22 protein-coding genes are annotated in these 24,843 nt (G+C 39.4%); 8 read left to right on the plus strand and 14 right to left on the minus strand.

The genetic code is table 11. The annotated features are described in order from the left end of the window. Positions 1–11 precede the first annotated feature (11 nt). A complete protein-coding gene (locus GTK47_RS03020) occupies positions 12–1,655 on the plus strand; it encodes a TolC family protein (RefSeq protein ID WP_165122095.1) in 1,644 nt (547 codons plus the stop codon). A 61-nt stretch (positions 1,656–1,716) separates the two neighbouring features. Here the strand turns inward: GTK47_RS03020 and GTK47_RS03025 are convergent, their stop codons facing one another. Further along, positions 1,717–3,207: an MFS transporter gene (locus tag GTK47_RS03025; protein WP_165122096.1), complete on the minus strand. Its 1,491-nt coding sequence runs from the start codon at positions 3,205–3,207 to the stop codon at positions 1,717–1,719. Between the two features lie 86 nt (positions 3,208–3,293). Between GTK47_RS03025 and GTK47_RS03030 the strand changes: the two genes are divergently transcribed. Beyond that, entirely contained in the window at positions 3,294–3,848 is a 555-nt protein-coding gene (locus tag GTK47_RS03030) for a TetR/AcrR family transcriptional regulator (protein WP_165122097.1), read from the plus strand. A 63-nt stretch (positions 3,849–3,911) separates the two neighbouring features. Here GTK47_RS03030 and GTK47_RS03035 read toward each other — a convergent pair whose 3' ends face one another. Genes GTK47_RS03035 through GTK47_RS03050 form a run of 4 tightly spaced genes read right to left on the minus strand, consistent with a single transcriptional unit; the run spans position 3,912 to position 7,593 of the window. Further along, positions 3,912–4,667, minus strand: coding sequence for an ATP-binding cassette domain-containing protein (locus tag GTK47_RS03035; protein ID WP_165122098.1), 756 nt, complete (start codon positions 4,665–4,667; stop codon positions 3,912–3,914). Position 4,668: 1 nt separating this feature from the next. Beyond that, a complete protein-coding gene (locus tag GTK47_RS03040) occupies positions 4,669–5,676 on the minus strand; it encodes an iron chelate uptake ABC transporter family permease subunit (RefSeq protein WP_109395103.1) in 1,008 nt (335 codons plus the stop codon). After that, a complete protein-coding gene (locus tag GTK47_RS03045) occupies positions 5,663–6,625 on the minus strand; it encodes an iron chelate uptake ABC transporter family permease subunit (protein WP_165122099.1) in 963 nt (320 codons plus the stop codon). Before GTK47_RS03045 ends, GTK47_RS03040 begins: the two co-directional genes overlap by 14 nt. After that, positions 6,622–7,593 carry a siderophore ABC transporter substrate-binding protein gene (locus tag GTK47_RS03050; protein WP_165122100.1) on the minus strand — a complete coding sequence of 324 codons (972 nt, stop codon included), beginning with the start codon at positions 7,591–7,593 and terminating at the stop codon, positions 6,622–6,624. Before GTK47_RS03050 ends, GTK47_RS03045 begins: the two co-directional genes overlap by 4 nt. 453 nt (positions 7,594–8,046) lie before the next feature. Between GTK47_RS03050 and GTK47_RS03055 the strand changes: the two genes are divergently transcribed. From GTK47_RS03055 to chbG, 6 genes are all read left to right on the plus strand, one after another. Continuing rightward, positions 8,047–8,373 (plus strand): PTS sugar transporter subunit IIB, encoded by a 327-nt coding sequence (locus GTK47_RS03055; protein ID WP_069369489.1) that lies wholly within the window; start codon positions 8,047–8,049, stop codon positions 8,371–8,373. Between the two features lie 94 nt (positions 8,374–8,467). Continuing rightward, entirely contained in the window at positions 8,468–9,826 is a 1,359-nt protein-coding gene (chbC, locus tag GTK47_RS03060; RefSeq protein WP_006534492.1) for a PTS N,N'-diacetylchitobiose transporter subunit IIC, read from the plus strand. A 61-nt stretch (positions 9,827–9,887) separates the two neighbouring features. Then, the gene (gene chbA, locus GTK47_RS03065; protein ID WP_165126457.1) at positions 9,888–10,235 is read left to right on the plus strand and encodes a PTS N,N'-diacetylchitobiose transporter subunit IIA; all 348 of its coding nucleotides are present in this window, start codon (positions 9,888–9,890) and stop codon (positions 10,233–10,235) included. A gap of 1 nt (position 10,236) precedes the next feature. Next, positions 10,237–11,094, plus strand: coding sequence for a transcriptional regulator ChbR (gene chbR, locus GTK47_RS03070; protein ID WP_109395101.1), 858 nt, complete (start codon positions 10,237–10,239; stop codon positions 11,092–11,094). Positions 11,095–11,254: 160 nt separating this feature from the next. Beyond that, a complete protein-coding gene (locus GTK47_RS03075) occupies positions 11,255–12,610 on the plus strand; it encodes a 6-phospho-beta-glucosidase (RefSeq protein ID WP_165122101.1) in 1,356 nt (451 codons plus the stop codon). Positions 12,611–12,646: 36 nt separating this feature from the next. Then, the gene (chbG, locus tag GTK47_RS03080) at positions 12,647–13,408 is read left to right on the plus strand and encodes a chitin disaccharide deacetylase (protein WP_165122102.1); all 762 of its coding nucleotides are present in this window, start codon (positions 12,647–12,649) and stop codon (positions 13,406–13,408) included. 222 nt (positions 13,409–13,630) lie between these two features. Here chbG and GTK47_RS03085 read toward each other — a convergent pair whose 3' ends face one another. The 9 genes from GTK47_RS03085 to GTK47_RS03125 form a co-directional block, all read right to left on the minus strand. Then, positions 13,631–14,182, minus strand: a complete 552-nt coding sequence (locus tag GTK47_RS03085) for an Ail/Lom family outer membrane beta-barrel protein (protein WP_165122103.1) — start codon at positions 14,180–14,182, stop codon at positions 13,631–13,633. Positions 14,183–14,441: 259 nt separating this feature from the next. Then, positions 14,442–14,930 carry a hypothetical protein gene (locus GTK47_RS03090; RefSeq protein ID WP_223672652.1) on the minus strand — a complete coding sequence of 163 codons (489 nt, stop codon included), beginning with the start codon at positions 14,928–14,930 and terminating at the stop codon, positions 14,442–14,444. A gap of 17 nt (positions 14,931–14,947) precedes the next feature. Then, positions 14,948–15,631 carry a hypothetical protein gene (locus GTK47_RS03095; protein ID WP_165122104.1) on the minus strand — a complete coding sequence of 228 codons (684 nt, stop codon included), beginning with the start codon at positions 15,629–15,631 and terminating at the stop codon, positions 14,948–14,950. A 24-nt stretch (positions 15,632–15,655) separates the two neighbouring features. Beyond that, entirely contained in the window at positions 15,656–17,212 is a 1,557-nt protein-coding gene (locus GTK47_RS03100) for an SUMF1/EgtB/PvdO family nonheme iron enzyme (RefSeq protein ID WP_206535877.1), read from the minus strand. Then, positions 17,202–18,437, minus strand: coding sequence for an FtsX-like permease family protein (locus tag GTK47_RS03105; protein ID WP_165122105.1), 1,236 nt, complete (start codon positions 18,435–18,437; stop codon positions 17,202–17,204). Before GTK47_RS03105 ends, GTK47_RS03100 begins: the two co-directional genes overlap by 11 nt. After that, complete coding sequence (locus tag GTK47_RS03110; protein WP_165122106.1) at positions 18,418–19,110, minus strand: ABC transporter ATP-binding protein; 693 nt, start codon at positions 19,108–19,110, stop codon at positions 18,418–18,420. Before GTK47_RS03110 ends, GTK47_RS03105 begins: the two co-directional genes overlap by 20 nt. After that, entirely contained in the window at positions 19,110–21,113 is a 2,004-nt protein-coding gene (locus GTK47_RS03115; RefSeq protein WP_165122107.1) for a vWA domain-containing protein, read from the minus strand. The genes GTK47_RS03110 and GTK47_RS03115 overlap by 1 nt, the downstream gene beginning before the upstream one ends. 9 nt (positions 21,114–21,122) lie before the next feature. Continuing rightward, on the minus strand, positions 21,123–22,133 hold the full coding sequence (locus GTK47_RS03120; RefSeq protein WP_165122108.1) for a hypothetical protein: 1,011 nt from the start codon (positions 22,131–22,133) through the stop codon (positions 21,123–21,125). Positions 22,134–22,136: 3 nt separating this feature from the next. Continuing rightward, complete coding sequence (locus tag GTK47_RS03125; protein WP_241256062.1) at positions 22,137–24,842, minus strand: virulence factor SrfC family protein; 2,706 nt, start codon at positions 24,840–24,842, stop codon at positions 22,137–22,139. Between the last annotated feature and the right edge of the window lies 1 nt (position 24,843).

Genomic DNA, 24,843 nt, shown 5'->3' on the forward strand with positions numbered 1-24,843 from the left:
AGGTTAATAAAATGAAAAAAATCAAACATACTGTTTTACTAATAGGATCAATTTTGTCATTAGGTGGCACTGGGATACAACCAGCAAACGCAATATTACAAACTGACTCTGTTAATTCTTTTACGATAGATATTATTGATATTCATAAAGAAATGGAACCGCCTAAACGTTTTTTATCTCAACAAAATGATAAGACACAAAATTTATCATCAGTAGAAAGCAAACAATTAAAACCTGCGGATATATCACTATTACATCCACATGTGGATACCCAAAAAGTGACATTAGAAAAAGAGAATGAAGAGGTTAAATCGAGACAAGAAAATAAGCGTGTAACGCCTAATAACGCCAATATATCTCAGAATGTGATAAACCCAATTAATGTTATTGGCTCTCAATCTAATATATTAGTACCAACACAAAAAACCGAAACACGTATTGAGAAACAGTCACTCCCTTCTGTGGTGGGATTAGCTTTAAATTGGCACCCATCATTAAGAAGTAGTGAATACTTAGCGAGAGCAGCTCAAGACATGATTGATGGATCACGAGCAGATTATTTTCCACAAGTCAGCGTGGGAATGGATAATAAGCTCTATGAAAATAAGGATCGGTATGGAAATAATAATAAAGGTTCGGATGTTCGTTTTACCGTCAGACAAATGGTGTATGATTTTGGGAAAACGTCTACAAGAGTGGATTCTGCAGAAATTTCTTTTGCCCGAGAAAAAATAGTTTCTTTAAAAAGTCAGCAAGATCTGATTTATCAAGTCTCACAAGCTTACTTTTATACTTCTCTTTATAATAATTTAGTGAATATTGCTCAATTACAGGTGGAAGGCTTTAGTGAGATAGAACAATTAGCGATGAGCCGTTCTTCATTAGGAGCCTCTACACAAGCTGACTATGTACAAAGTAAAAATAAACTTGTTTCAGCACAAGCATTGCTCTATAGCTATAAAACACAACAAGCACGATGGAGTGCATTATTACAAAATTACACGAATAATGCGGTAAACTATTCTCAAATTCCTGTCATTACTTATGCCAATCTTTCTAATGTTTGTTATCAATATGCAGATCATGGGGCAGAATCAATCGATATATTACTGGCTAAATATGATCATGAACTTGCAAAGAAAAATATGGAATATGCACGATTAGATAATTTCCCAACAATTTATTTAGAAGGAAATTATCGAACAAATGTCAATAAAAACGATAATGTAGATTATGATCCAGATAGAAGAGAGATTAAACTTAACGTGGATATTCCTTTATTTGAAGGGGGAGGTAAATATTCAAAAATGTCTCAAGCAGCGAATGAATTACTCGCTAGCCAGTATCAATATGAAACAATATCGATCAATACTAAGCAGCAATTAAATGTCGCGTTATCTCAAGTAACGGGTAATTTATCTATGATGAATTCACAAAAAGAAAAAATACAAACAGCAGAAAAAACAAGAGACCTTTATTTATTACAATACAAAAGTTTAGGCACAAGGCCTTTGATTGATGTATTGAATGCTGAAGGAGATATTCATCAATCTAACATTGAATATATTAATAATGTGATTGAAACAAATTTACAGAGTTTAGATTGTTTATTAGCGTCTGGTGAAATTAATCGAGTTTTAGAAGTTCCCTATTGATAATAGCGATACTTTTTCAGAGTGATAAATTATATCAGCTTGGAAAGGTATCGCTTAAAAATTAATATAAACGCTTATGACGCAATATCAATGGCAATATAAATAGACTAAGTGCAGTAATTATTGCCGTCGCGGTTAACACCACGAAAAAGGCATTTTCAAAGGCTATATTTGCTTGAGATATTACAAGAGAAGCCATGTCATTTGGCAGTTTTTCTGCCACAATCAGAGCTTCATCTAAACTGTCATAGACTGCATCGCTGATAGCTAATGAGTCAGGCAGTACGAGTTTTAAGGTGTACACTGTACTCATTAAACTGCCCATAAATGTCACGCCAATCACACTACCAAGCTCATAAGCTACATCTTCAATGGATGCTGCCATTCCCGCTTGTCTATCAGCCACACTCAACATAATTGACGTTGATGCAGTGGTAAAAATAATGCCTAAACCAAAGCCGATTAAGAACAAGCTACCCATTAACACCATTGGCGATGTAGTTTGGTAAACGGCAATTAACCACAGGTTTCCCACTAAAGTAAGCATAAATCCGGCAATAATTAAGCGAACTTCTCCTAAACGACCCAAGAAATAGCCTGCCAATGGAGAAGCAAGTACGGAGCCAATAGGAATGGGTAAAATCGCCAACGCTGCATTAAGTGGGGTAAAACCTGCGACAAGCTGTAAGCGTTGGCTGAGCAGTAATTCAATACCTACAATGATCACCATAGAAAGCACAGCCATTAAAATACCGATACTAAAAAAGCGGTTTTTAAATAGCCCAAAATCAATCATTGGGTGAGTTTGTTTACGCTGACGTAAGGTAAATAGAGTGAGAAAAACCACTGCAATCACGGTGGCAATCGTGGCTTCACTCCACTGTTTATAAGGTTTTCCTATCTCTTTTAAGGCATAAATGGCGCTGATTAAACCTACTAGGATCAGTACTGAGCTTAAATAATCAATTTTATGATCACCATGCCCTGAAAATTTAGGGATAAGCCAAATAGAGAATGGTAATACCAAAAGAACAATAGGGACGTTAATTAAGAAAACAGAGCCCCACCAAAAATGTTCAAGCAACATTCCACCAATTAAGGGTCCTAACGCCGCACCGCCTGAGGCAACAGCAGACCAAATTCCAATCGCAATAGCACGCTCTTGTGGATCGCTAAAAACTTGGCGCACTATTGATAGTGTTGCTGGCATACTCATTGCTGCGCCCACAGCTAAAAAACCCCGAGATGCGATTAAAGCGGTAGCCGAAGGTGAAAATGCCGCGCACAATGAAGCGAGCGCAAATAGTGGTAATCCACTAATAAATAATGTTTTATGACCAATCCTATCTGTGAGCATACCTGCTGCGGGTAATAATCCAGCAACAATTAATGGATAGGCATTCATTATCCAAAGTTTTTCTGATGCACTTGCGTTTAAATCATGAGTTAAACGTGGCAATGCGGTATAAAGCACTGTTACATCAACAACAATGAGAAACAGCATACTCGATACCAAAAGTAGTACTATCCAACGTTTATAATCTTTTATCATAGAAATCTCAGTTATTTTTATGTGTATTATTTTTACTAACGGCTACAATATAAATCCATACGGTCGTATTGAAAAGAGGTTTTTTTATGGGACGGCAAAGAACGATTGATAGAGAAAAATTATTAGAAGCGATCTTCGATATCGTTATGGAACAAGGTGCTGCAGCATTGACGATTGATACCGTTGCAAAAAAAATGGGGATCTCTAAAGGGGGTGTTCAATACTGTTTTAGCAGTAAAGAGGCGATGATTGATGCCATGTTTGAACACTGGGAAGGTCACTATGAAGCGCAGTTTAAAAAGAGTGTTGAAAACGATAACTCGCCAGAAAATCGTGTTGCTGCACATATCCATGCCACTCATCATCACGATAAAGTCTCTTTTGCTAAAGGTGCGAGTTTGATGGCGGCATTGTTACAGACGCCTGAGTATCTACAAAGTACAAAAGAGTGGTATCAACAACGATTAGCGGGTGTAGATACGACAACAGAAGCGGGAAAACGTGCACGATTGGCATTTTTAGCGACAGAAGGCACCTTTTTACTGCGTTATTTTGGATTGATGGATATTGATGATAATGAATGGCAATCTATCTTTGAAGATATTGATTCAGAGTTACTTCAGCAAGGGAAAAAGCAATAAAAAAGCACGTTGTTAATGAGAAGAACAACATGCTTTTTATTGAAGATAATCGGCTAAATGGCATTAGTAATACATAGCAATTAGCTTATTATCGAGCTCTTTAACGCTAACGGGGGTGTCGAAAATATCTTCGATAATATCCGCTTTCATGATCTCTTTGGGTGAACCGTGATAATACAATTGTCCGTTACGCATGGCTAAAATATAGTCAGAGTAAACAGAGGCAAAATTGATATCATGAATAACGATAATAATGGTTTTTCCTAATTCATCTGCGGCTTTTCGCAGAAGTTTCATCATTATTACCGCATGTTTCATATCAAGATTATTCAGTGGTTCATCAAGCATGACATATTCTGTATCTTGACATAGCACCATTGCCACATAAGTGCGTTGGCGTTGCCCACCCGATAATTCATCGAGATAGCGATGACGAAATTCAGTGAGATTTAAAAAAGCTAATGACTCATCAATTATTTTCTTATCATCAAGCGTTAAACGCCCTTTGCTGTAGGGATAACGCCCGAAACCGACTAATTCCTCTACGGTTAAACGACTAACGAATTGATTTTCTTGGCGCAGTATTGAAAGGTTTTTTGCCAGTACGTCACTATCTGTTGCCGCAACATCCATTCCGTTAACACTGACCATGCCACTTTCAGGTATTAATAAACGTCCAATAACAGAAAGTAATGTGGATTTACCCGCGCCATTAGGGCCAATGATCGAAGTAATACCGCCACGCTGAATTGTTGTTGTTATATTATCGAGAACGGTTGTGTCTTGATAACGTTTTGATATTTTGCTGATTTCAATCATATTAAAGTCTTCTTAACACCAAATAGATAAAGAACATCCCACCAACAAACTCAATCACAACAGAAAGTGTTCCTGTCATTTTTAAGCCATACTCTAAAACCAGTTGCCCACCGATTAAAGCGATAGTACCCAGTAAGAAGGCTACAGGCATCAAGAAACGGTGCTGACTGCTGCCACTGATATGATAAGCAAGGTTAGCCACAATTAAACCCAAGAAGGTTAACGGGCCAACTAAAGCGGTAGAAACTGCAACTAAAACAGAAATCAGCAACAGGATATAAGTGGTCTGTTTGCGGTAATTAATACCAAGGTTAATGGCATTCGCTTGCCCTAATGCCATCACATCAAAGCTATAACGCATACGCCAAAGTAAAACACCAACAACCACAATAATGGCTAAGGCACAAAAGATTAGGTCAGGCGTGGCACGAGTAAAAGTGGCAAACATGCGACCTTGTAAGATGGAAAATTCGTTAGGATCCATCAAGCGTTGTAATAATGTGGCGGAACTGCGAAATAGAGTCCCTAAAATAATCCCAATCATTAGGACTAAATTAATGTTAAAGCGTACAGAGCTAAACAGCCAACGGTAGAGTACAACGGAAAATAGTACAAGCAATGTTGATTCTAAGAAGAACTTTGATAGGTTCAGCATCCACGATGCAGGCATATCACCTTCAAAGAAGACAAACACGGTTTGTAGCAATACAAATAGGGCTTCTAACCCCATAAGTGAAGGTGTCAAAATGCGGTTATTGGCAATGGTTTGAAACAGAATAGTCGAAACACCTGCGGCAAAAGCTACCACAATCATGGTAAGAATAATGTAAGCGCGGTGAGTCAGAATATAAGAGATATTGCCGTTTAGGTTTATCGTCATAAATAATACAATGGATAATAACGATGCCCCTAATAATAACCAGATACGAGACATAGGTGAGAGGCGCGTTTTCTTATGTTCGACAGCGCCAGTACATTTGCTAATTATGGATGAATTAACTTTTTGCATAACGTTGCTGCTTTAGTAGTAAGAAAAGGAAAATAATGGCACCGACAGCCCCTAAAATAACACTGGCCGGAATTTCAAATGGGTAGCGAATAAGGCGACCAATCACATCACACAGTAAAACAATCCCGCCACCACTTAAGCAAACCCAAGGGATAGTTTTACGGATATTATCCCCCATCACTAAGCTCACTAAATTGGGCACAATCAAACCTAGGAAAGGCAATGCACCGACAACAGAAACCACAACACCACTGATAAGCGCGATAATCGATAATCCTATTATCATGACTTTGCGGTAATTCAGTCCCACGTTAATAGAGAACTCTCGCCCCATTCCTGCAACCGTAAAGCTATCTGCAACCCAACACGCCATGATTGCCAGCGCACCGACAAGCCATAACAGCTCATAACGGCCTTGTAACACACTTGAGAAATCGCCACTGGTCCAAGCATCTAATGATTGCAGTAAATCGAAATACACCGCTAAGAAGATGGTGAGTGCGCCAATAACTGCGCTGAGCATAATGCCGACTAAGGGTACTATCAGTGTTGTTTTTAAGGTGATCCTTTGCAGAAGCAACATAAACAACAAAGTACCAAGTAGGGCAAAAACGGTCGCGACCATCATTTTGGTAAAAATGCCCGCTGCTGGAAAGAGCAGCATGACGACTAACAATCCAAGGCTTGCGGATTGTGTTGTTCCGGCAAGAGAAGGCTCAACGAAGCGGTTTTGAGTGAGCAATTGCATGATTAAACCTGCAACACTAATCGCACCACCGGCGAGTAATAATGATAGGGTTCTTGGAACACGGCTGATAAAGAAGATATCGCGCATATCGGGATCAGAAAAAAGCGAAGCAGGAGTAATATCTCCTGCGCCGACAAATAGACTGATCATTGAGAGGATAGCGATAACCCCTATCCCCAATGATAAATGGAACGTTTTCATTCAGTTACTTTATTTTTTTGATCCAATGCCTGATTAATTGTATCCATTAAGCGAGAGTAAGTTTGGATCCCCCCAGAGATATAAATGGAACTTGCATCAAGATAGATAACTTGGTCTTTATTCCAAGCATTTACTTTTCTTACCAGCGCATTATCAAGGACTTGTTGTGCAGGTTGTGAATCTTCACGACCAATTGCTGCATCACGGTCAATAACAAACATCCAATCTGGGTTCAGTTTTAACAGTAATTCAGAGTTAACGATGTTGCCGTGTGAACCTGGGCTATCAAAAACATAAGCCGGTTCAAAACCTAATACATCATAGATAAACCCAAAGCGAGAGCCAGGGCCATAGGCAGAAATTTTACCGCCACTGACTAAAACGACCATTGCTTTACCTGCATCTGGTGTTTTGGCTTTTACGGTATCAATTTTGCTATTGAAATCAGCCAGTAATTTTTTAGCTTGTTCTTCTTTGCCAAAAATTTGACCTAATGTTGTTGTGCGTTCAGCAAGGCTTTCAACGAAGCGCTTAGGATCGATATCCATTGAAATCGCCGGTGCAATTTCACTTAATTTTGCATACGCATCACGAGCACGACTACCACTTAAAATTAAATCAGGCGCTGTTGTGCTGAGCTTTTCATAATTCGGCTCAAATAATGCACCTTCATTGATATAGTCGTTCGGATTGGTGTATTTCTCTAAGAATTTTGGTAAATGAACATTCGTTTGTGGAAGACCAACAATAGAAACACCCAATGCATCAATAATATCGAGGGTTTCCATATTCATCACAACCACTTTTTGTGGATGTGCAGGGATTTCAGTTGTCCCTTGAAAATGTTCAATCGTGAGAGTTTGTTTCTCAGCTGATTGTGCTGTTGATGTGTCTTGAGCGTTATCACAACCTGCGATAACAAGTGAAGAAAGCAGTAAAAACAGTGGGCTTAATGACTTTTTAAACATTCTCTTTCCCATATTGTTGCAACACGAAATAACACGGATCTTTACAGCAGTGGCCTAAATGTCGATCCACAAAGAAGACGATAATACCATCAAAAGTATAAAGAGTAATGATACTAATTCACATTCTCATAATAATAAAGGATTAACTTGACTAAAATGGCGAAATTTTTCGAGTGGTCATCGATGTAAATGGAAAAGACAAATTTCGTGACGTGAAAGAACTCTTCAGATTATTTACTCAATTTGTGAAGAGTGTCAAAAGAGCAGGTCAAGGAGAGACAATTCTTAACCTATAAGAAATATCGTTAATTAGTATCATTGCGTATACTTCATTCAAGCAGAAACAATCCTTATTTTAATCTTACTTCGGTTTCTGTACTGACACAGTAATGAATGCACAAGAGAAAGCCTTGTTATCTCTGGGGTAAATCGTTGCCAACTCAAGAGGGTTTTATGCAAAAGAAATATATTTACTTATTTTGTTCTGCTGGCATGTCAACATCTCTTCTCGTGACCAAAATGCGAGCACAAGCAGAAAAGTATGAAGTGCCTGTGGTTATTGAAGCATTTCCTGAAACCTTAGCAGCACAAAAAGGACAGGATGCAGATCTGATTTTACTTGGTCCGCAAATTAGCTGGATGTTGCCTGATATCCAAAAATTACTCCCTAATAAACCGGTCGAAGTGATCGATTCTTTGTTATACGGAAAAGTAGATGGCTTAGGTGTGTTAAAAGCCGCTGTCGCCTCTATTAAAAAAGCATCTGCAACAACAAATTAATTTTATCTTTTATTTTTTTATTATTTCTATTCCAGTCAAAGAGCGAATTTTTCAGCAAGCCGAGCAATTAGCGGCATTTTAAGGGTATTTTTCTATGAGTAAGTTTATTGGTTCACTTGAAAAGGTACTCCTTCCTTTTGCGGTTAAAATTGGAAAGCAACCTCACGTTAATGCGATTAAAAATGGTTTTATTCGTTTAATGCCGTTAACCCTTGCAGGGGCAATGTTTGTACTTATCAATAACGTCTTTCTTAGTTTTGGTGAGGGCTCCTTTTTTTATTCTTTAGGTATCCGCCTTGATGCATCAACAATAGAAACACTCAATAGTTTTAAAGCCATTGGGGGGAATGTCTATAACGGAACATTGGGTATCATGTCATTAATGACACCCTTTTTTATCGGTATGGGATTAGCCGAAGAGCGTAAGGTCGATCCTATCGCTGCTGGGTTACTCTCTATCGCTGCGTTTATGACTGTCACACCTTATAATGCTGGGGGAGCGTATGCTGTTGGCGCCAACTGGTTAGGGGGCGCGAATGTTATTTCAGGTATTATTATCGGTCTTGTTGTGGCTGAAATGTTTACCTTTATTGTGCGTCGTAATTGGGTGATCCGTTTACCTGATAGCGTACCAGTTTCTGTTTCACGTTCATTCTCGGCCTTAATTCCTGGTTTTATTATCTTATCTGTTATGGGAATTGTTTCGTGGGGATTAGGACATTATGAAACACATTTCCACCAAGTTATTTTGGACTCTATCTCAACGCCTTTAGCCTCATTAGGCTCTGTAGTGGGTTGGGCGTATGTTATCTTCACATCATTGTTATGGTTCTTTGGTATTCATGGTTCACTAGCGCTGACAGCGCTTGATAGTGGCATTATGACACCATGGGCATTAGAGAATATTGCGATTTATACAGAGTACGGTTCTGTTGAAGCTGCATTAGCGGCAGGTAAGACATTCCATCTCTGGGCCAAACCGATGTTAGACTCCTTTATCTTCTTAGGGGGGACGGGGGCAACGCTGGGGCTAATTCTGGCTATCTTTATCGCATCTCGTCGTGCCGATCATCGTCAAGTGGCAAAACTGGCATTACCAGCAGGTTTATTCCAAATTAATGAACCGATTATTTTTGGTTTGCCTATTATCATGAACCCAGTGATGTTTATTCCCTTTATTCTTATTCAGCCTATTCTTGCTGCAATTACTGTGACAGCTTATTACTTAGGGATAATCCCACCAGTAACAAATATAGCGCCATGGACGATGCCAACGGGATTAGGTGCATTCTTTAACACTAACGGCAGTATTGCAGCACTGTTATTAGCACTATTTAACTTGGGTGTTGCCACACTGATTTATCTTCCTTTCGTGATTATTTCAAATAAAGCTCAAACTGAAATTGAAAAAGAAGAAAGTGAAGAAGATATTGCCAATGCATTGAAATTTTAAGTGATAGAAAATACAAGTGCAGGGGCTTCTCTGCACTTGCCAGTGTCAAAGAGGAAATATGATGTTAGATATTGAAAATGTCGTTGATAGCAGTGCAACTGATGATGAATTTGAAGAGATCATTATGGGGCTTATCATTAATTCAGGCCAAGCCCGTAGTGTGGCTTATGGCGCATTAAAAAAAGCCAAAGAAGGTGATTTTGATGGCGCTAGAAAATTAATGGAACAGTCTCGTGAAGCATTAAATGAGGCACATAAAATACAGACTCGTTTAATTGGTGATGACCAAGGTGTTGGCAAAACCAAAGTCAGCTTGGTATTAGTCCACGCGCAAGATCATTTAATGACATCGATGTTAGCCAGAGAGTTAGTGACAGAATTAATCGAGTTACATGAGAAGATAAAATAAGATGAATACTGTGGTGGAGTCATTGAGAGCACAAAGCGAAATACGCATGGTCTATGAAGATCAGCTATTTAATGGCAAAAACTTTCATGTCTTTATTTATAATAAAACAGAAAGTGTCAGTGGATTGCATCAACATGATTATTATGAATTCACCATTGTATTAACAGGGCGCTATTATCAAGAGATTAATGGTAAAAAAGTTTTATTAGAGCGGGGTGATTTTGTTTTTATCCCCATAGGCTCTCATCATCAAAGTTTTTATGATTTTGGGGCAACACGCATTTTAAATGTGGGAATTAGTAAAGCCTTTTTTGATAAACACTATCTCTCGTTATTGCCTTCTTATTTTATTGCTTCGCAAGTTTATGAATTAAAAAATGAGTTTCTTTCCTATATTGAATCGGTTATTGGCTCATTAAATTTCCGCCATACCGAATTTAATGAATTCATTGAAATTGTCACCTTTAATGTGGTGAATAGATTACGACACCATCGAGAAAATAGAACACAAGATGATATTCCTTTATGGCTAAGAGACACAGTTAGCGAGATGCATGACAAACAAAAATTTGGCGAAAATGCGCTGGTTAATATGGTAATGCTATCAGGGAAATCACAAGAGTATTTAACCCGAGCAACTCGGCGTTATTACGATAAAACACCAATGCAAATTATTCATGATATTCGAATTAATTTTGCGAAAAAACAATTGGAAATTACAAACTATTCGATAACAGATATTTCTTTTGATGCGGGTTACAGTAGTCCAAGTTTATTTATTAAGACATTTAAGAAAATAACTTCGTTGACGCCAAATAGTTATCGAAAAAATTTGTGCAGTATTAAAGAAACAAACTAATTCATTATTAAGCGTAAAAAATTAATCAACAATAAAGATTAATTTTATTGGAAATAGAGAGAAAGAAGAAAATATGCTTATTTTCTTCAGGGCTCTTTACGCCTTAATTTCGCCATTAATACACAAATAACAGCACTATTACGCTGTATGGGAGTATTTTATGAGTCATAAATTAAAAGTTGTTACCATTGGTGGTGGAAGCAGTTATACGCCTGAATTATTAGAAGGTTTTATTAAGCGTTATCATGAACTGCCAATCACAGAATTATGGTTAGTGGATGTTGAAGAAGGGAAAGAGAAGCTTGATATTATTTTTGAGCTTTGCCAACGCATGGTAAAAAAAGCAGGTATTCCTTTAACCATTTATAAAACACTTAATCGCCGTGAAGCATTAAAAGATGCTGATTTTGTCACAACACAATTGCGTGTTGGTCAATTGAAAGCAAGAGAGCTTGATGAATCTATTCCTTTAAGTCATGGCTATTTAGGACAAGAAACCAATGGTGCAGGTGGTCTATTTAAAGGCTTGCGCACTATTCCTGTTATTTTCGATATTATTAAAGATGTTGAAGAAATTTGTCCTAATGCGTGGATCATTAACTTTACTAATCCAGCAGGTATGGTAACAGAAGCGGTTTATCGTCATACCAACTTTAAGAAATTTATTGGGGTTTGTAATATTCCAATCGGTATGAAGATGTTTATTACAGATGTTCTGAAGCTGACGGAAAAAGATGAATTCTCCATCGATCTGTTTGGCTTAAATCATATGGTGTTTATTAAAGATGTCATTGTAAATGGTCAATCTCGTTTTCCTGAATTATTAGACGGTGTGGCTTCAGGAACATTAACCGCAGGCTCTGTGAAAAATATTTTCGACCTACCATTTAGTGAAGGATTGATCCGCTCTCTTAATATGCTGCCGTGCTCTTATTTGCTGTATTACTTCAAGCAAAAAGAGATGTTGGCGATTGAGATGGGGGAATATTATAAAGGGGGTGCTCGCGCTAAAGTGGTGCAAAAAGTCGAAAAACAACTGTTTGAATTGTATAAAGATCCTGATTTAAATATCAAACCGAAAGAGCTGGAATTACGCGGTGGTGCTTACTATTCTGACGCAGCCTGTGAAGTGATTAACGCTATTTATAATGATAAACAAGCTGAGCATTATGTGAATATTCCTCATTATGGCCATATCGATAATATTCCAGCAGATTGGTCAATTGAAGTAACGGCTATTTTAGGGCGCGATGGCGCTAAACCTCATCCACGTTTAACGCATTTTGATGAAAAAGTGATGGGATTAATTCATACCATCAAAGCCTTTGAAATCGCGGCGAGTAAAGCGGCTATTAGTGGCGAATTAAATGATGCTTTATTAGCAATGAACTTAACACCACTGGTACTTTCAGATAAAGATGCAGAAGTACTTACGCGTGAAATGTTACTAGCGCATAAGGCACATCTACCAAATTTTGCTAAAGCGATTGCTGAGTTAGAAAAAGCCTCTCATTAATTGTCGGTAGAGAAAAATAAGTAATAAGGAGACAGAATGGCTGGTTTATTAATTGTGAATGCGGATGATTTTGGGCTGAGTAAAGGCCAAAACTACGGCATTGCAGAGTGTTTTCGTCATGGTGTTGTTAGTTCAACAACGGCACTTGTCAATGCTGAGGGAATTGAACACGCAGCACAATTGCGCCATGAGTTGCCCGGTTTAGGTATAGGGCTTCATTTTACTTTGACGATGGGTAAACCGCTGTCTCCCTTATCTTCTTTAACGCGTGAAGGTGTATTAGGGAAATGGGTGTGGCAAATGGCAGAAGAGGGTGATTTACCGCTTGATGAAATTCGTATTGAGCTTAACGCACAATATCAGCGTTTTATTGAGATCTTTAGTTGTGCACCAGACCATATTGATAGTCACCATCATGTGCATATGTTTAAGCAAATTTTCCCTATTGTGGCGGAGTTTGCCAAAGAAAAATCATTACCGATGCGAGTTGATAGGCCACTTGCACATAAAGAAGGAATTGATACCCAAGGTGTGATTAGTAGTGATGGCTTTGATAGCCAATTTTATGGAGATGAAATCACTCAAGCATTATTTTTAAAGGTGCTTGATGAATCGAAAGCGCGTCATGAACATTCTATTGAAGTGATGACACATCCTGCTTTTGTGGATAATCCATTGCGTGCAAGTGGTTATTGTTTTCAGCGTCTAACAGAGCTTGAAGTATTAACAGATAGTGCATTAAAGCATGCGATTTTGGAAAGAGGTTATCAGCTAGGAACGTATCAAGATTTAATGTAGTGGGTTTTTAGACAATCGGAGTCTGTGTTATTACCTGGTGTGGGTCTTTGGAAATTATAATTTGAATAGTTTTTTGCCTCTGTTTTTTATTAGACAGAGGTATTTTTGTTTTTACGTGTTTTTATTAATTAATAATAATTAAGTTACTGAAAATTAATTAATTCCTTTTAATGTGAAAATAAAATAAGCACATACCATAAAATAATATGTGCTTTATATTAATTAAAAACGATAACCGATATTGGCAATAAAACCATCTAAAACAATTCGATTGTCGGTATCTTTAAATTTAAAACGACTATTTTCATAGCCGAGAGAAATAGAAACCATTTCTGCTGGGTTAATGATTAAACCAGCTCCCCAACTAAATGCATTTTTCTTTATTTTCTTTAATTCTGAATTATCAGATTTAAATTGAATTTGGCTCATACCCGCAGCACCATAAACACTAATAAAATCATTTAAACGTACTGTAGGGCCTGCCATAACAGAGTAATAACGTGCATTTACATCTTTAAAGAAAGTATTAACCGGCTTATTTAAGTCGTATTCATTTTGAGCGTAAGTGGCTGTCGCTAAAATACCAAACTGTGAATTGATTTCTTGACGAATAGAAAAAATACCACCGTGCATTGGATTTTGGCCTGCCATTTTGACTTGTGCATAACCTGCTGAAAGTGTGGTTTTCTCTAATTTAAAATCGTTTTGAGCATAAACAGACGAAGTAGCCAATAAACCAGTTATAAATAAAGTTGATAGTAATTTTCTTTTCATTAGTTATATCCCATAAGTGAAATAATAAGAACACGCTATTAAGCGGAAGGGATTATAATAATGAGTCTATTTTTAATGGAATAAAAAAGAGCACTCTTATTTAAATAAGGTTATTTTATTAAAGTGAACTATTAATTATTATCAATATTATATTGTTAATTATATTTTATTAATATGAATCACTATGGGAATATATAAATAATAAGAATTAAAATAAAGAAAAAGGCTCTCTAAATAATAATAGAGAGCCTTTCTTGGCTTATTTCAGTCCTAAGTCACTTTGCAAACTGAGAACTTGATTTTGTAAATTATCTAATTCAAGTTGTTTTTGCATCACTGATTTTGAAGGATTATTTTGCGTTGCTTTCATTTGTCTATCAATTTCATTGATCTGTTTTTGAATATCATTTTGCCCTTTTGTTTTTTGGCGAATTTGATTTAACAGATTATTCATTGATTGATTTAAGGCTTGTTGGCTTGCTTGCTTACTCTTGAGAGAGGCATTAGTTTGTTGCTTTTCTTTCTCGATGGCAGCAAGAACCGCTCTAAACTCAGTATTTAATGCTTTCTCATTAGCGAGAATGGCTTGTTTTTGCTCAATGCGATTGTCATAAGTCCCTGAATAATTACAGTTAAATTTAGTAATTATACTAACATCACCCGTTGTTGGATCACAATCAGCGGGATTGGTGACACAACCACTTAATAGTAATGTCATACCAACAAGAGAAAGAGGTAAAAATTTCATTATCATCCTTTTTAACGTTAACTAAGTTTTATTGCTGTACGCTGAGTATAAAGGCTATCAAGCTCTTCTTGTAAAGAGGTCACTTGTTTCTTCATCCCATCAATTTGTTTATCAAGTTGAGCGGTTTTTAAGCCATCTTGACGACTCTGTGCTGCGATATCACGCCATTCAGCTTCGCGTTTTTTCATATCCGCTAAGCGAGAACGCAGCGCTGCGATATTGGCATCAATACCTTTTAATTGCTTCTCAGCAGCGACTTTATTGAGACGTTGTTGCTTCATGTCTTGCTCAATTTTTGCCAGTGCTCTCTTATCGTCATTAATAACTGCTCTTGCTGTATTCGATGCTCGTTGTAGATGCTGATTTTCTTTTTTCACATCCTCTATCATCGAGTTAAGCATCGATTCTTTGGAAGCATAATTTTGGCGTTTATTGTCTAAATAAGCATTGGCACCAATACCGACCCCACAACCTGCAACCGCGGCGATGATCATACATGCGCCTTTGTTATCAACATCAGCAAGTAAGCAGCCCAGCGCACCAATCGCCGCACCACCAGCACAAGCACCGATCCCTGATTTACTGAAAAACTCCATATCACTGTTATTTTTCAAACGGGGATCAGCACCGCTATTACTTTGACACCCTGATAAGGCAAGTATGGCACTAATGCCAAGTACTGCCATGAGTCGTTTATTCATACCACACCTATCCCAAAGTCTCTGTTATTGTTTTTTGCACGCTTCAAGCCATTCGTTCCGTGAAACTTTACCGTTAGCCCAATATCCTTGGAGTCCCTGCATATACGTTGAAAGGTACGTATTTAAATTTGATTTGCCTCTGGCCTCCATTAATTGGCGTACAACGTCAACTTGAGGTTTTACTAAAGAGGCATCATACGTTGTTGCCATATCCACTAATGTGTCCGCGTAATAACTCACGACAAAGTCGAGGGTTTTCTTATGTTCGTTGACTTGCTCTTGGCGTCGTTCACATGTGGCATCTTTTGTGCCAGCCGGGCAGTTTTTCTCATGTAGTGCAATTAAGCGATCATAGAATTCGCCATCATCTTTTAATTTGGTACATAAAAAAGCGCCTAATTGCAGTGAAGTACGGATAGCCTGATCACGTTGCTCATCACGCAGTTGTGCATTTGCTCGTAATGTATTTTTCAATTCAGCTAACTGTTTTTTCAGCGCTTCATCTTGTACTTGGGTTGAGAGCGTATTCAGGCTATTAATGGAATTATCACTATTGGTTTTTGAGTTATTGTTCGCTGGTTTCTCATTGCCTAATTGCTGCCACTCTTTTTCTATCTCTTTGATCTTATCGCGTGATGTCAACGCTGGGGCAACAATGGCTAAACGAAAGCCTGTGTATTTATTTTTATTCGCACCGGTGTTGGTGTAATAAGGCTCTTCTTGACGCCATGAACTGCGCATATCGCTTTCTGGGGTGAGATAGCTACCACCGCGCACAATAAAGCCACCTGCTTGTCCATGTAAGCGATCGAGTTTATTTAATCTAAATGGCTCAAACATCATTTCAGCGACATTACCTAACATGTCATGTAAGCCTAATGGATTGGGTGATAACAACCCTGTGAGCTGTAATGAGCCATTTGCGGATTGGCTGCCCGCTGACCAAATATAGTTTTTAGTACCTTCTGGCATTGGGAAGCGTATATCACGAAACTCGGAGGCTGAGACTTTTAAACCGCCACGTGCCGCAAATTCCCACTCAGTTTCTGTTGGTAATCTTGCAAAACCTTTTGCGCCATCTTCAACAGGTAACGCTTCGGGATGATTGCTTCTTAGCCATTGGTTATATTGGTCAGCAAATTGCATCGCTTCATACCAACTGATATTCACTTTTGGTAAACGTAATTTATTTGAAGCAACGGGGCACTCTTTACTATTAATCACGCTCTGCATGGCGTTATATTGCAGATCGGTAACGGGGTATTTTGCCATAAGGTAGTAACGGCCTTTTTCTTTGCCTTTTAATGGAAAGCTACCCGCAATATGTTCTGCTCGAGATTGTTCTAAATAGCCCCATTCATCACCTTCTTGCCCTAAGGTCACACTGTAATCTTGTAATGGCTGGCTTAAGGGGATGGTGACTTGGCGAAAAACCATTGAACCTTCACAAGGGAAAGGCAAGGTAACATCATCAGGCAAAGCTTTTGGGTTAACGAATTTATCATCCCATTTGGCAGATGCGGTAAAACTGCTAGATAACAGCGCGAATGATAAAGTTAGAAGTGATAAATTAAATTTCACGTAAGCTCTCCGCAGGTTCAATCGAAACGGCACGCAATGCGCCAATACTTGCTACCACTAAGGCCACAAATAAGGCACTGCACATGGCAATGAATAAATCCCCAAACGTTAACTGACAAACAAAGGCTTGTTCAGGTAAATGTGTGCCTAATAATGTGGTGAATAAGGCGCTACCAATACCATAAAGCCCAAGGGCTAAAATAAAGGCAACGCTTGTTAATAGCAGTGCTTGCAACACAATGTATAAAGAGACTGCAAATTGACGAAAACCCAAAAGGCGCAATACCGCCATGTCTTTACGTTTACGGTCAATATTGGCAAGGAACGCGCCAATTAATGAGGCAATACAGCCTAATAGTGATACCCAAGCAATCACGGAAAAAATAACATTAAGGACATAGCTGATTGCTTTTACAGAGTCTATTTGGCTTTTTTGTGTCATCACATCAATGTGTTGTTGTCTAAACCAATCATCTAGTGGTGCAATGGCATCTAAATTTTTTGCATAAAGACGAGCTTTAGCAAACTGGGTTCTTGGCTTCGCTTCAGTGCCTTCTGTTACGCCAAAAAGCGGCGCTTGATAACCATCACGGTAATCTTCCATTGCCACTAAAACATCAAGAGAAACAAAGGTTGCCGCTCTTGAAAATTTACTATCACTGATAATGGCGCCAACAGTAAAGGTACGTTTGGCTCGTTCATTGACACCATTAAGTTTACGGCTGATAAATAAGCGCACACTATCGCCTACATTCGCCTGTAGTTTTTGTGCTGCATTGGCAGAGAGCACTAAGGTGTCTGCATTTTGGGGAATTGCAACACCCTCTAATAAAGGGTCGTTTTTTGCTGTTGGGATAACTTCTGCATTATCAATAAAACGTTGCCCATCAATCACAATATCGGCTTGTGTGTTTAAGCTACGAGTTAATGGGATAACAAAACGAACCTCTTCTTTGCGTGCAATATCATTAAACCAGCTTTGTGGATAATTACCATTGCCTAACATACGTATTTCAAGGTTGTGCGGATCATTTAAGAGTTGGTTGTGAAGCTGTGTCACAATACCGTTTTTTAATCCAAACAGCAGTAACAGTGGCGCAATAACCGAGACTAAAGAGAACACAATGCAGAGCGCAACTTTGCGATCATAAATTAAGTCACGCCAAGCGAGTGAGCTGAGTAAGCCAAGGCGATTAGGATTAGTATTATTGTTTGATAAAGACACTACCGCCCCCTTGTAGTTGTGCGTGATAGTGGCTAAATCCAAAACGCTCGACTAAAGACCAATCGTGACTGACAACCAGCGCAGAGATATCAAGCTGTTTTACCATGTCAACGATCAAGGCATACAACGCTTGCGCATTATGAGGATCGAGAGCGGCTGTAGGCTCATCAGCCAGTAATAAAGCCGGTTCATGAGCAATCGCACGAATAAACGCGGCGCGTTGACGTTCACCAATGGAGAGCTGGCGAGGAAGGCGACTCAGAAGAGGGCGTAATTGCAGATGGTCAATGGCGTGATCAAGCCAAGCGGAGTGCGGTGTTAATCCCAGCATCTTACGAGGCAATTGAATATTTTGCATGACGGTTAAAAAGGGAAGTAATCCGCCACTTTGGAGCATAAAACCCAATTTCTCAGCACGTAATGATGCGAGCTGAGCTTGTTCATTACTCAATACCGCTTGTGTGATAGTTAAATCATTACCGAGTTGAAAATGTGTTAATTCATCAGGGCGTAAAATTAACCCTATCATTTCCAGTAAGGTACTTTTACCACAACCACTTAATCCCGTTAGCGCACCAATTTCCCCTTTTTCAAGAGTCAATGAAGGAAGCGCAACACGAAAACCATGTTGCGCATTACCCCGCGTAATTGTCATGCCTTCAATCTGGATCATTAAGGCAAGTTTTCCAGAGGAACAGGATAAACGTGATCGCGAGGATCGCTTTGTGGTGCAAGGGATATCCAACGATCAACATCTTCATTATAACGTTGATAGTATTGTAATTTCGTATTTAGACGACGAATAAATTTCTCTTGCGCAAGACCATCCCAGCTTTTCCATGTCTCTTCATCTAAGCCAAGCACTTCACTTAAATAAGGGAGATTTTCGACATACTCACCCAGTAAGCCCATTTCACCTAATTTGGTCGCTGAGCCTTGTTTGATTTGATTTGGATCGTTACCCATAGTGGCGGCAATCGAACGTAAATCAGCAAACATATTGTCAGGAGAGATCAAACCTTCATTAGCAGCATTAACGATTTTTTTCATCACATCACTTAAATCGCTAAGCTCACTTTTAGTCAGTAAAACCTGCACTTCTGTCGTTGGGATATTTTGCTGTAATAAATCCCGATCACTTATCCATGCTTTAAAAACAGGAGGTGCTTTTGTACCTTGCTTCTCGCCTAAATAAGCTAAACGCATTGCATAGCCTAAATCATGTGCATCACTGAGTAAGGCATCAGTCTCTTTATTTTTGCTATAGGCAGGATCGGCATTTAATGCACTACCTACGGTGGCTTCACCACGATAAGCCGTTTGAATTTGAGTGGTTACAGCGGTTGCTAAGCTGTCTACCATACGACCAAAACTATTTACATCCCCTGAGTTGATAGGGTAGTAAAGCGATTTATGTAAGAACGGATTAAGCGTTAATGCTTCATATTGCGCTTGAGCAGACGCGTGATTTTTTGCACCTGATGGTGTTTTTAAATGCAGTGTATAAAGTGCAACACCGCGATAAGCCGCTTCTTGGCGAATTTGTTCTGCATCGAGTTTAGTGGATGAAAGAGGATCATCTCCCGTTAATGCGCCTGCATCGGTGATTAAGATAACGTAACGCGCACCAAAGCGTGTCCAATCAACATCATCAAGCGCTTGCATTACACCAGCATAAGCATCTTCATCAAAACGACTACTGGAGACTTTAGCTTGGCGTAATTCTTTAACTTTATTGAGGAAATCAGGGCCGTCTTTTACATCATTAGGATTTACAAACATTTTGCTGTCGTATTCCAATGCAGGAACGGCTTTGATATTAGAGCGAAACGCCACTAAACCAAATTTTACCTTATCCAACATGTTGTCTTTTTCGACTTGTGTATAAACCTTTTGAATCGCTTCTTTGGTTCTATCAATGTAAGGATCCATTGATATGGTTGAGTCGATAACAAACACGACTGCGGCAGAAAAACCTTGCATCATATTGTCAGCATCTTTGCTGTTGGGGGTTGCAGGTTTTGTACTGTTTGGAGTTGCATTCGCATTCTGTGCATCTTTGCTGTCTTTGGTTTGAGAGGAGACAGAAGCCACATTGAGTACTCGCACTTTATAGCCTGCATCAGTAAAGACTTCATCTGAGCCTAATACCGGTAGCAAATAGAAATTATTTTTCTGATCAATCATATAATCTGGCTCTTTCGCTAACACAGCCGGATTCACTTTCTGATTTTTGATATCTGCTAAAAAGGGTTTGTACTGTTTTTCAGGCGTTGGGCTTTCAAGTAAGCTTTCAACCGTTTGCTTATCTTTGAAAAACAGCATTGGGTTACGACCAGCAGGGTTAGTAAATGCGAGTGTTAGCTGCATTTTCCACTCTGATGTACAACTTGCATTCATCCAACCACTGATATGACCTAAGCTATCAGGGCCAACTTGTAACCACTCGTTGGCACCTTGTTTTTGGCGTTGATAAACATAAAAACGGCTAAATGCAGGTTGCTCTTTACCTTTTGCGCCAACAGTGTCAGCCACTTGGCAACCCGGATAAGTTAATACACGTTGATAGAGAGTCTTTTTACCCTCTTGTAGTAACGGCTTTTTCTCTTCAGCACTTGCTGGCGCTGTCAGAATTAAACCGCTGAGAATAAGAGTAAGCCAATGCGCCTTTTTCATGCGACTTTCCTATTTTTTCAAAGCTTCAAGACGCGCTTTTGCGTCACTGTTTTGTGAGTCGTGATTAAGAACCGCTTCGTACCAATAAATGGCCGTTTCTTTGTCTGCACTAAAGCAGCCTTGTGCTGATGCGGTTTCAGGATCGTATTCACGAGCGTAATTCAGTGCGATATCAACATCACCTGATTGTGCTTTATAAGCATATAAACGCTGAGCAACATCGCATTGATTGTTCTGTTTCGCTTGTTCAATGGTTGCAAGAATAGTTTTGCTATCCGGTTGGCTCTGTATGCAACTTTGTACAAAGGCCAATGCTGTACCCGATTTCATATTTTCAACACTGCACACACTTGGTGTTGTGGGTTCTGGTGTTGGTTGTGGGGCAGGTTCACCAGCAGGATTACCTCTTAGTAAAAAGAACCATGTTAAGATACCCGCTAAAATTAAGATCAAGATAATGGCTAAAATTAAGCCAATTTTTGATTTTTTCGGCGCAGGTGGTGTTGGTCGTTGTGGCGGTTCATCTACCTTGATTTCAGGGATGATCGGCTCTACTTCTTCAGGCTCAGTTTTGAGTGGTTCTGGCTCCGGTGCTGTTTCTTCAATAATAGGAGCAGGCGGAATTGACTGATTATCTAATGTCGCCGTTGATTTTAATGCTTCACTTTGGCCTTGTGCTTGTGAGGCTAATACGCCATCACGAATACGTAATCGCCCGATATCTTGTGTTTCGTTATCGTCTTTTAACGTAAATTGATACGCCATCTGTAAGTTGCTAACGAGGGGGTCAACGAGCGTTTTATCAAGAACGATTTGATAACCATCATCAGCCTCTTCAAGTGAAAGCTGGTGGAAAAAGGCATTACCTACCCATTCCCCTTTATCATTTAAGAAGTAGCGATCTTGGTTACGCTGAATGCTTAAATAAACAGGGGAAGCGTCACCTTCCCAATTACGAATACTTAATACCGCAAAGCCGGGACGAGCAGGTTGTACGGGTTTTAATTCTGGATTAAACACGAATTATGACTCCACGACGGATGATTTCATGGTTTGAATTATTTGGCCTAATAGTGCGTTTTGCTCAGCACTGATCTCTCTTCCCGCTGAATGCCCTGCATTCTCAGTAATAACCGCTGATAAAGCGATAAGCCAATCAATGACAAATAAAAGGGTATAGTTAACAGGGTTGGTAGGTAAGCGGACTAAACGCTCATCATCACCCCATTGCACGCTAGCGCTATCGGGTCTTTCAAAGATCTTATGACCTGCATTGATTTTGCTATCAGGCTTCTCAACACCGTTATCTTTGAAATTAAACCAAGTAATAAAATCACCTAGCACATTATAAACACGGGATGATTGCTGTTCAGCTAAGTCATCACGACGAGCAATGGCTTCTGTTCCTGCAAGGGTTTTCTGCATGCGTTGTTCAACACCAAGGCGGTTGATAGCAGTGATCAGTTCATCAACTAACAGCACCATAATTTCTTGATCGATGCCTAAGTAGGTCAACAAAGTACTGTTATCAGGTAGGCTACGCAGATGGTTTATCCATAATGCCATCACTTTTTTAGGGTAAGTAACCTCATTGCCGTGACCTTTAGGGGCTTCATCTTCTTCTGCTACTAGAGAGATTGGCGCATCACTAAAGAGATCGAAAGCAGGTTGTTCCATAGCTGCAAAGGCGGAAACAGGGGCTTGTGTTGCCTTCTTATCAGAAAGCGTATCGATAACCTCTTTTTCCTGCATATAAAGGTCGTAGAGTGATTTGCGAGAAGGCAACAGGTAATCCAGTAATGCACCTTGTAAATAAGGGCGACTTTGCATAAAGCGTAAAATAGTGGCTGCATTACGGCGTTTGACTTGAAGCTCTTCTTCACCACCTGATTGATACCATTTTTCAAGGTGATGACCGATTAAATCACGTTGAATTTCTTGTAGTTGCTCGCTAATACGTTCAAGTTTTAGTGATTTTAAGGCAACGGTTTCAAGGTAGTTAGCAAGGCGTTGCATACCACCATCGTTAAGCGACAACATGGCATCCCATGCTTGGTCTGGCTCACGAATATAGCGTTGGACGGTTTCATCTTCAGCAAAGGTTTTTTTCATCAGATGTAGCTGAGAAACACTGTCTTCATTTAGAAATGTCTCTTTGCCATTACTAATTTGAATAAACGGAGTAGGTACGCCCGGTTTACGCACTAAGAAGGTGTTATTAAATGCTTCACCGTTGATCCAATCTGATGACATCCATTCATATTGACCAAAGCGCTCTAACATCGCCATTTTGATCATGCCACCTTTACCCCATGATTGACGTAATAAGGCTTCATTCATGGTTAAGGAGTTAGTAATCCGCATATCAAACATGGTCATTGCCCAGATTAAACCAGAAGGGCGTTTAGCACGTGTTAGCGCATCTTTACCTTGCGTGTTATTGATCCACTCTGTGAGGACCGCACCGACTTCTTTCACATCTGATTGTTTGTTTGATGCGGTACATACCACTAACACATTCATCTCTTGGTTATCGGTATAACGCTCAAACAGATAGGCGACTTTACCCCGTAGAATAAGCTGTGCCAGCGGGTTTGCACTGTCATCGTTAACCTGACGACGCACATCTGCCATAGTTTCAACCCCTAAACGACCGCGATAGCCCGGAAAATCGAGCAGTTCAACGTGTTCAAACAGGGCTTTACTTGGCGCATCTAATAACGGAACGACTAATTCAACCGTCAGCGCAGTTAACTCTGCTAACGAAAGAGTCACAGGGGCATCAATACGATCGCCATGAACAGGACAAATACTGATCTGACTATCATTGGCAGTATTGAGACGCTCTAACATATCCACGTTCATAATACTGTCTTTTTGTACTAATACGCCGTCTTGCTCTTTGACTAAAGAAGAGAGCGGAGCCAAAACAAGAGGTGCATTACCTAAAGAGGCAAGTGTGGTGCTAAAACGTTGATAAGCGGATGTCAGCTCTGCAATATCGCCCCATAAAACAGAAAAGAGTTTAGCGCGTTGCGCAATGCTGAGATAAGGCGCTAATTCAATCGCTTTAGGCCAATAGGTTGTAGCCAATTTTTTCTGGCTTTTTTCAGCATGACGTTGCAGATAATCCCATAATGAAACAACGTCATCATGAGTAATGCCAGCAACGGGTGTAGCACTGCATTGTGTGCTTAATGAATTGATTAAACGGGAAATTTTCTCGTCATCTAATTCAAATTCAATTTTTTCCTGATTAAAGTCATACAGGTAGGCATTGGCGAGAATTTTAACGATCTCAATTTCGCTAAAAAGATGTAGCTCAACAGGAAACTCTTGCGTACCTTTTGTCGCGTTGCGACTAAAGCGAGTCACTAAGCCTGTGGCTTCTTTACCGCCACCCGGCGGGTTGATGTGGTCGATAAAATCAAGGGTTTTACCGGACATACTGGTTCTTAGGCGACCATCTTGCCCTGCGGCAAGTGCTGAAATCAGGTACGATTTTCCTGCCTGAGAGAGACCAAAAAAGCCCACAGACATTGGCCGCTGTGTTGCTAAACTGAGATTTTTTGCCATGTTACGGCTACGGCGCAGACGATAGATAAGGCTATCGGCTTCGGTATTTAAACGAGGTGCATTACCTCTTACTGCCGTTACCCAATCAATGGCTTTACCCGCGCCTTGATAAATGGCATCCCATTTGGCTGTTAACTGTTTTTCATCCATCATA

The organism is Proteus sp. ZN5, assembly GCF_011046025.1.
Classification (GTDB): domain Bacteria; phylum Pseudomonadota; class Gammaproteobacteria; order Enterobacterales; family Enterobacteriaceae; genus Proteus.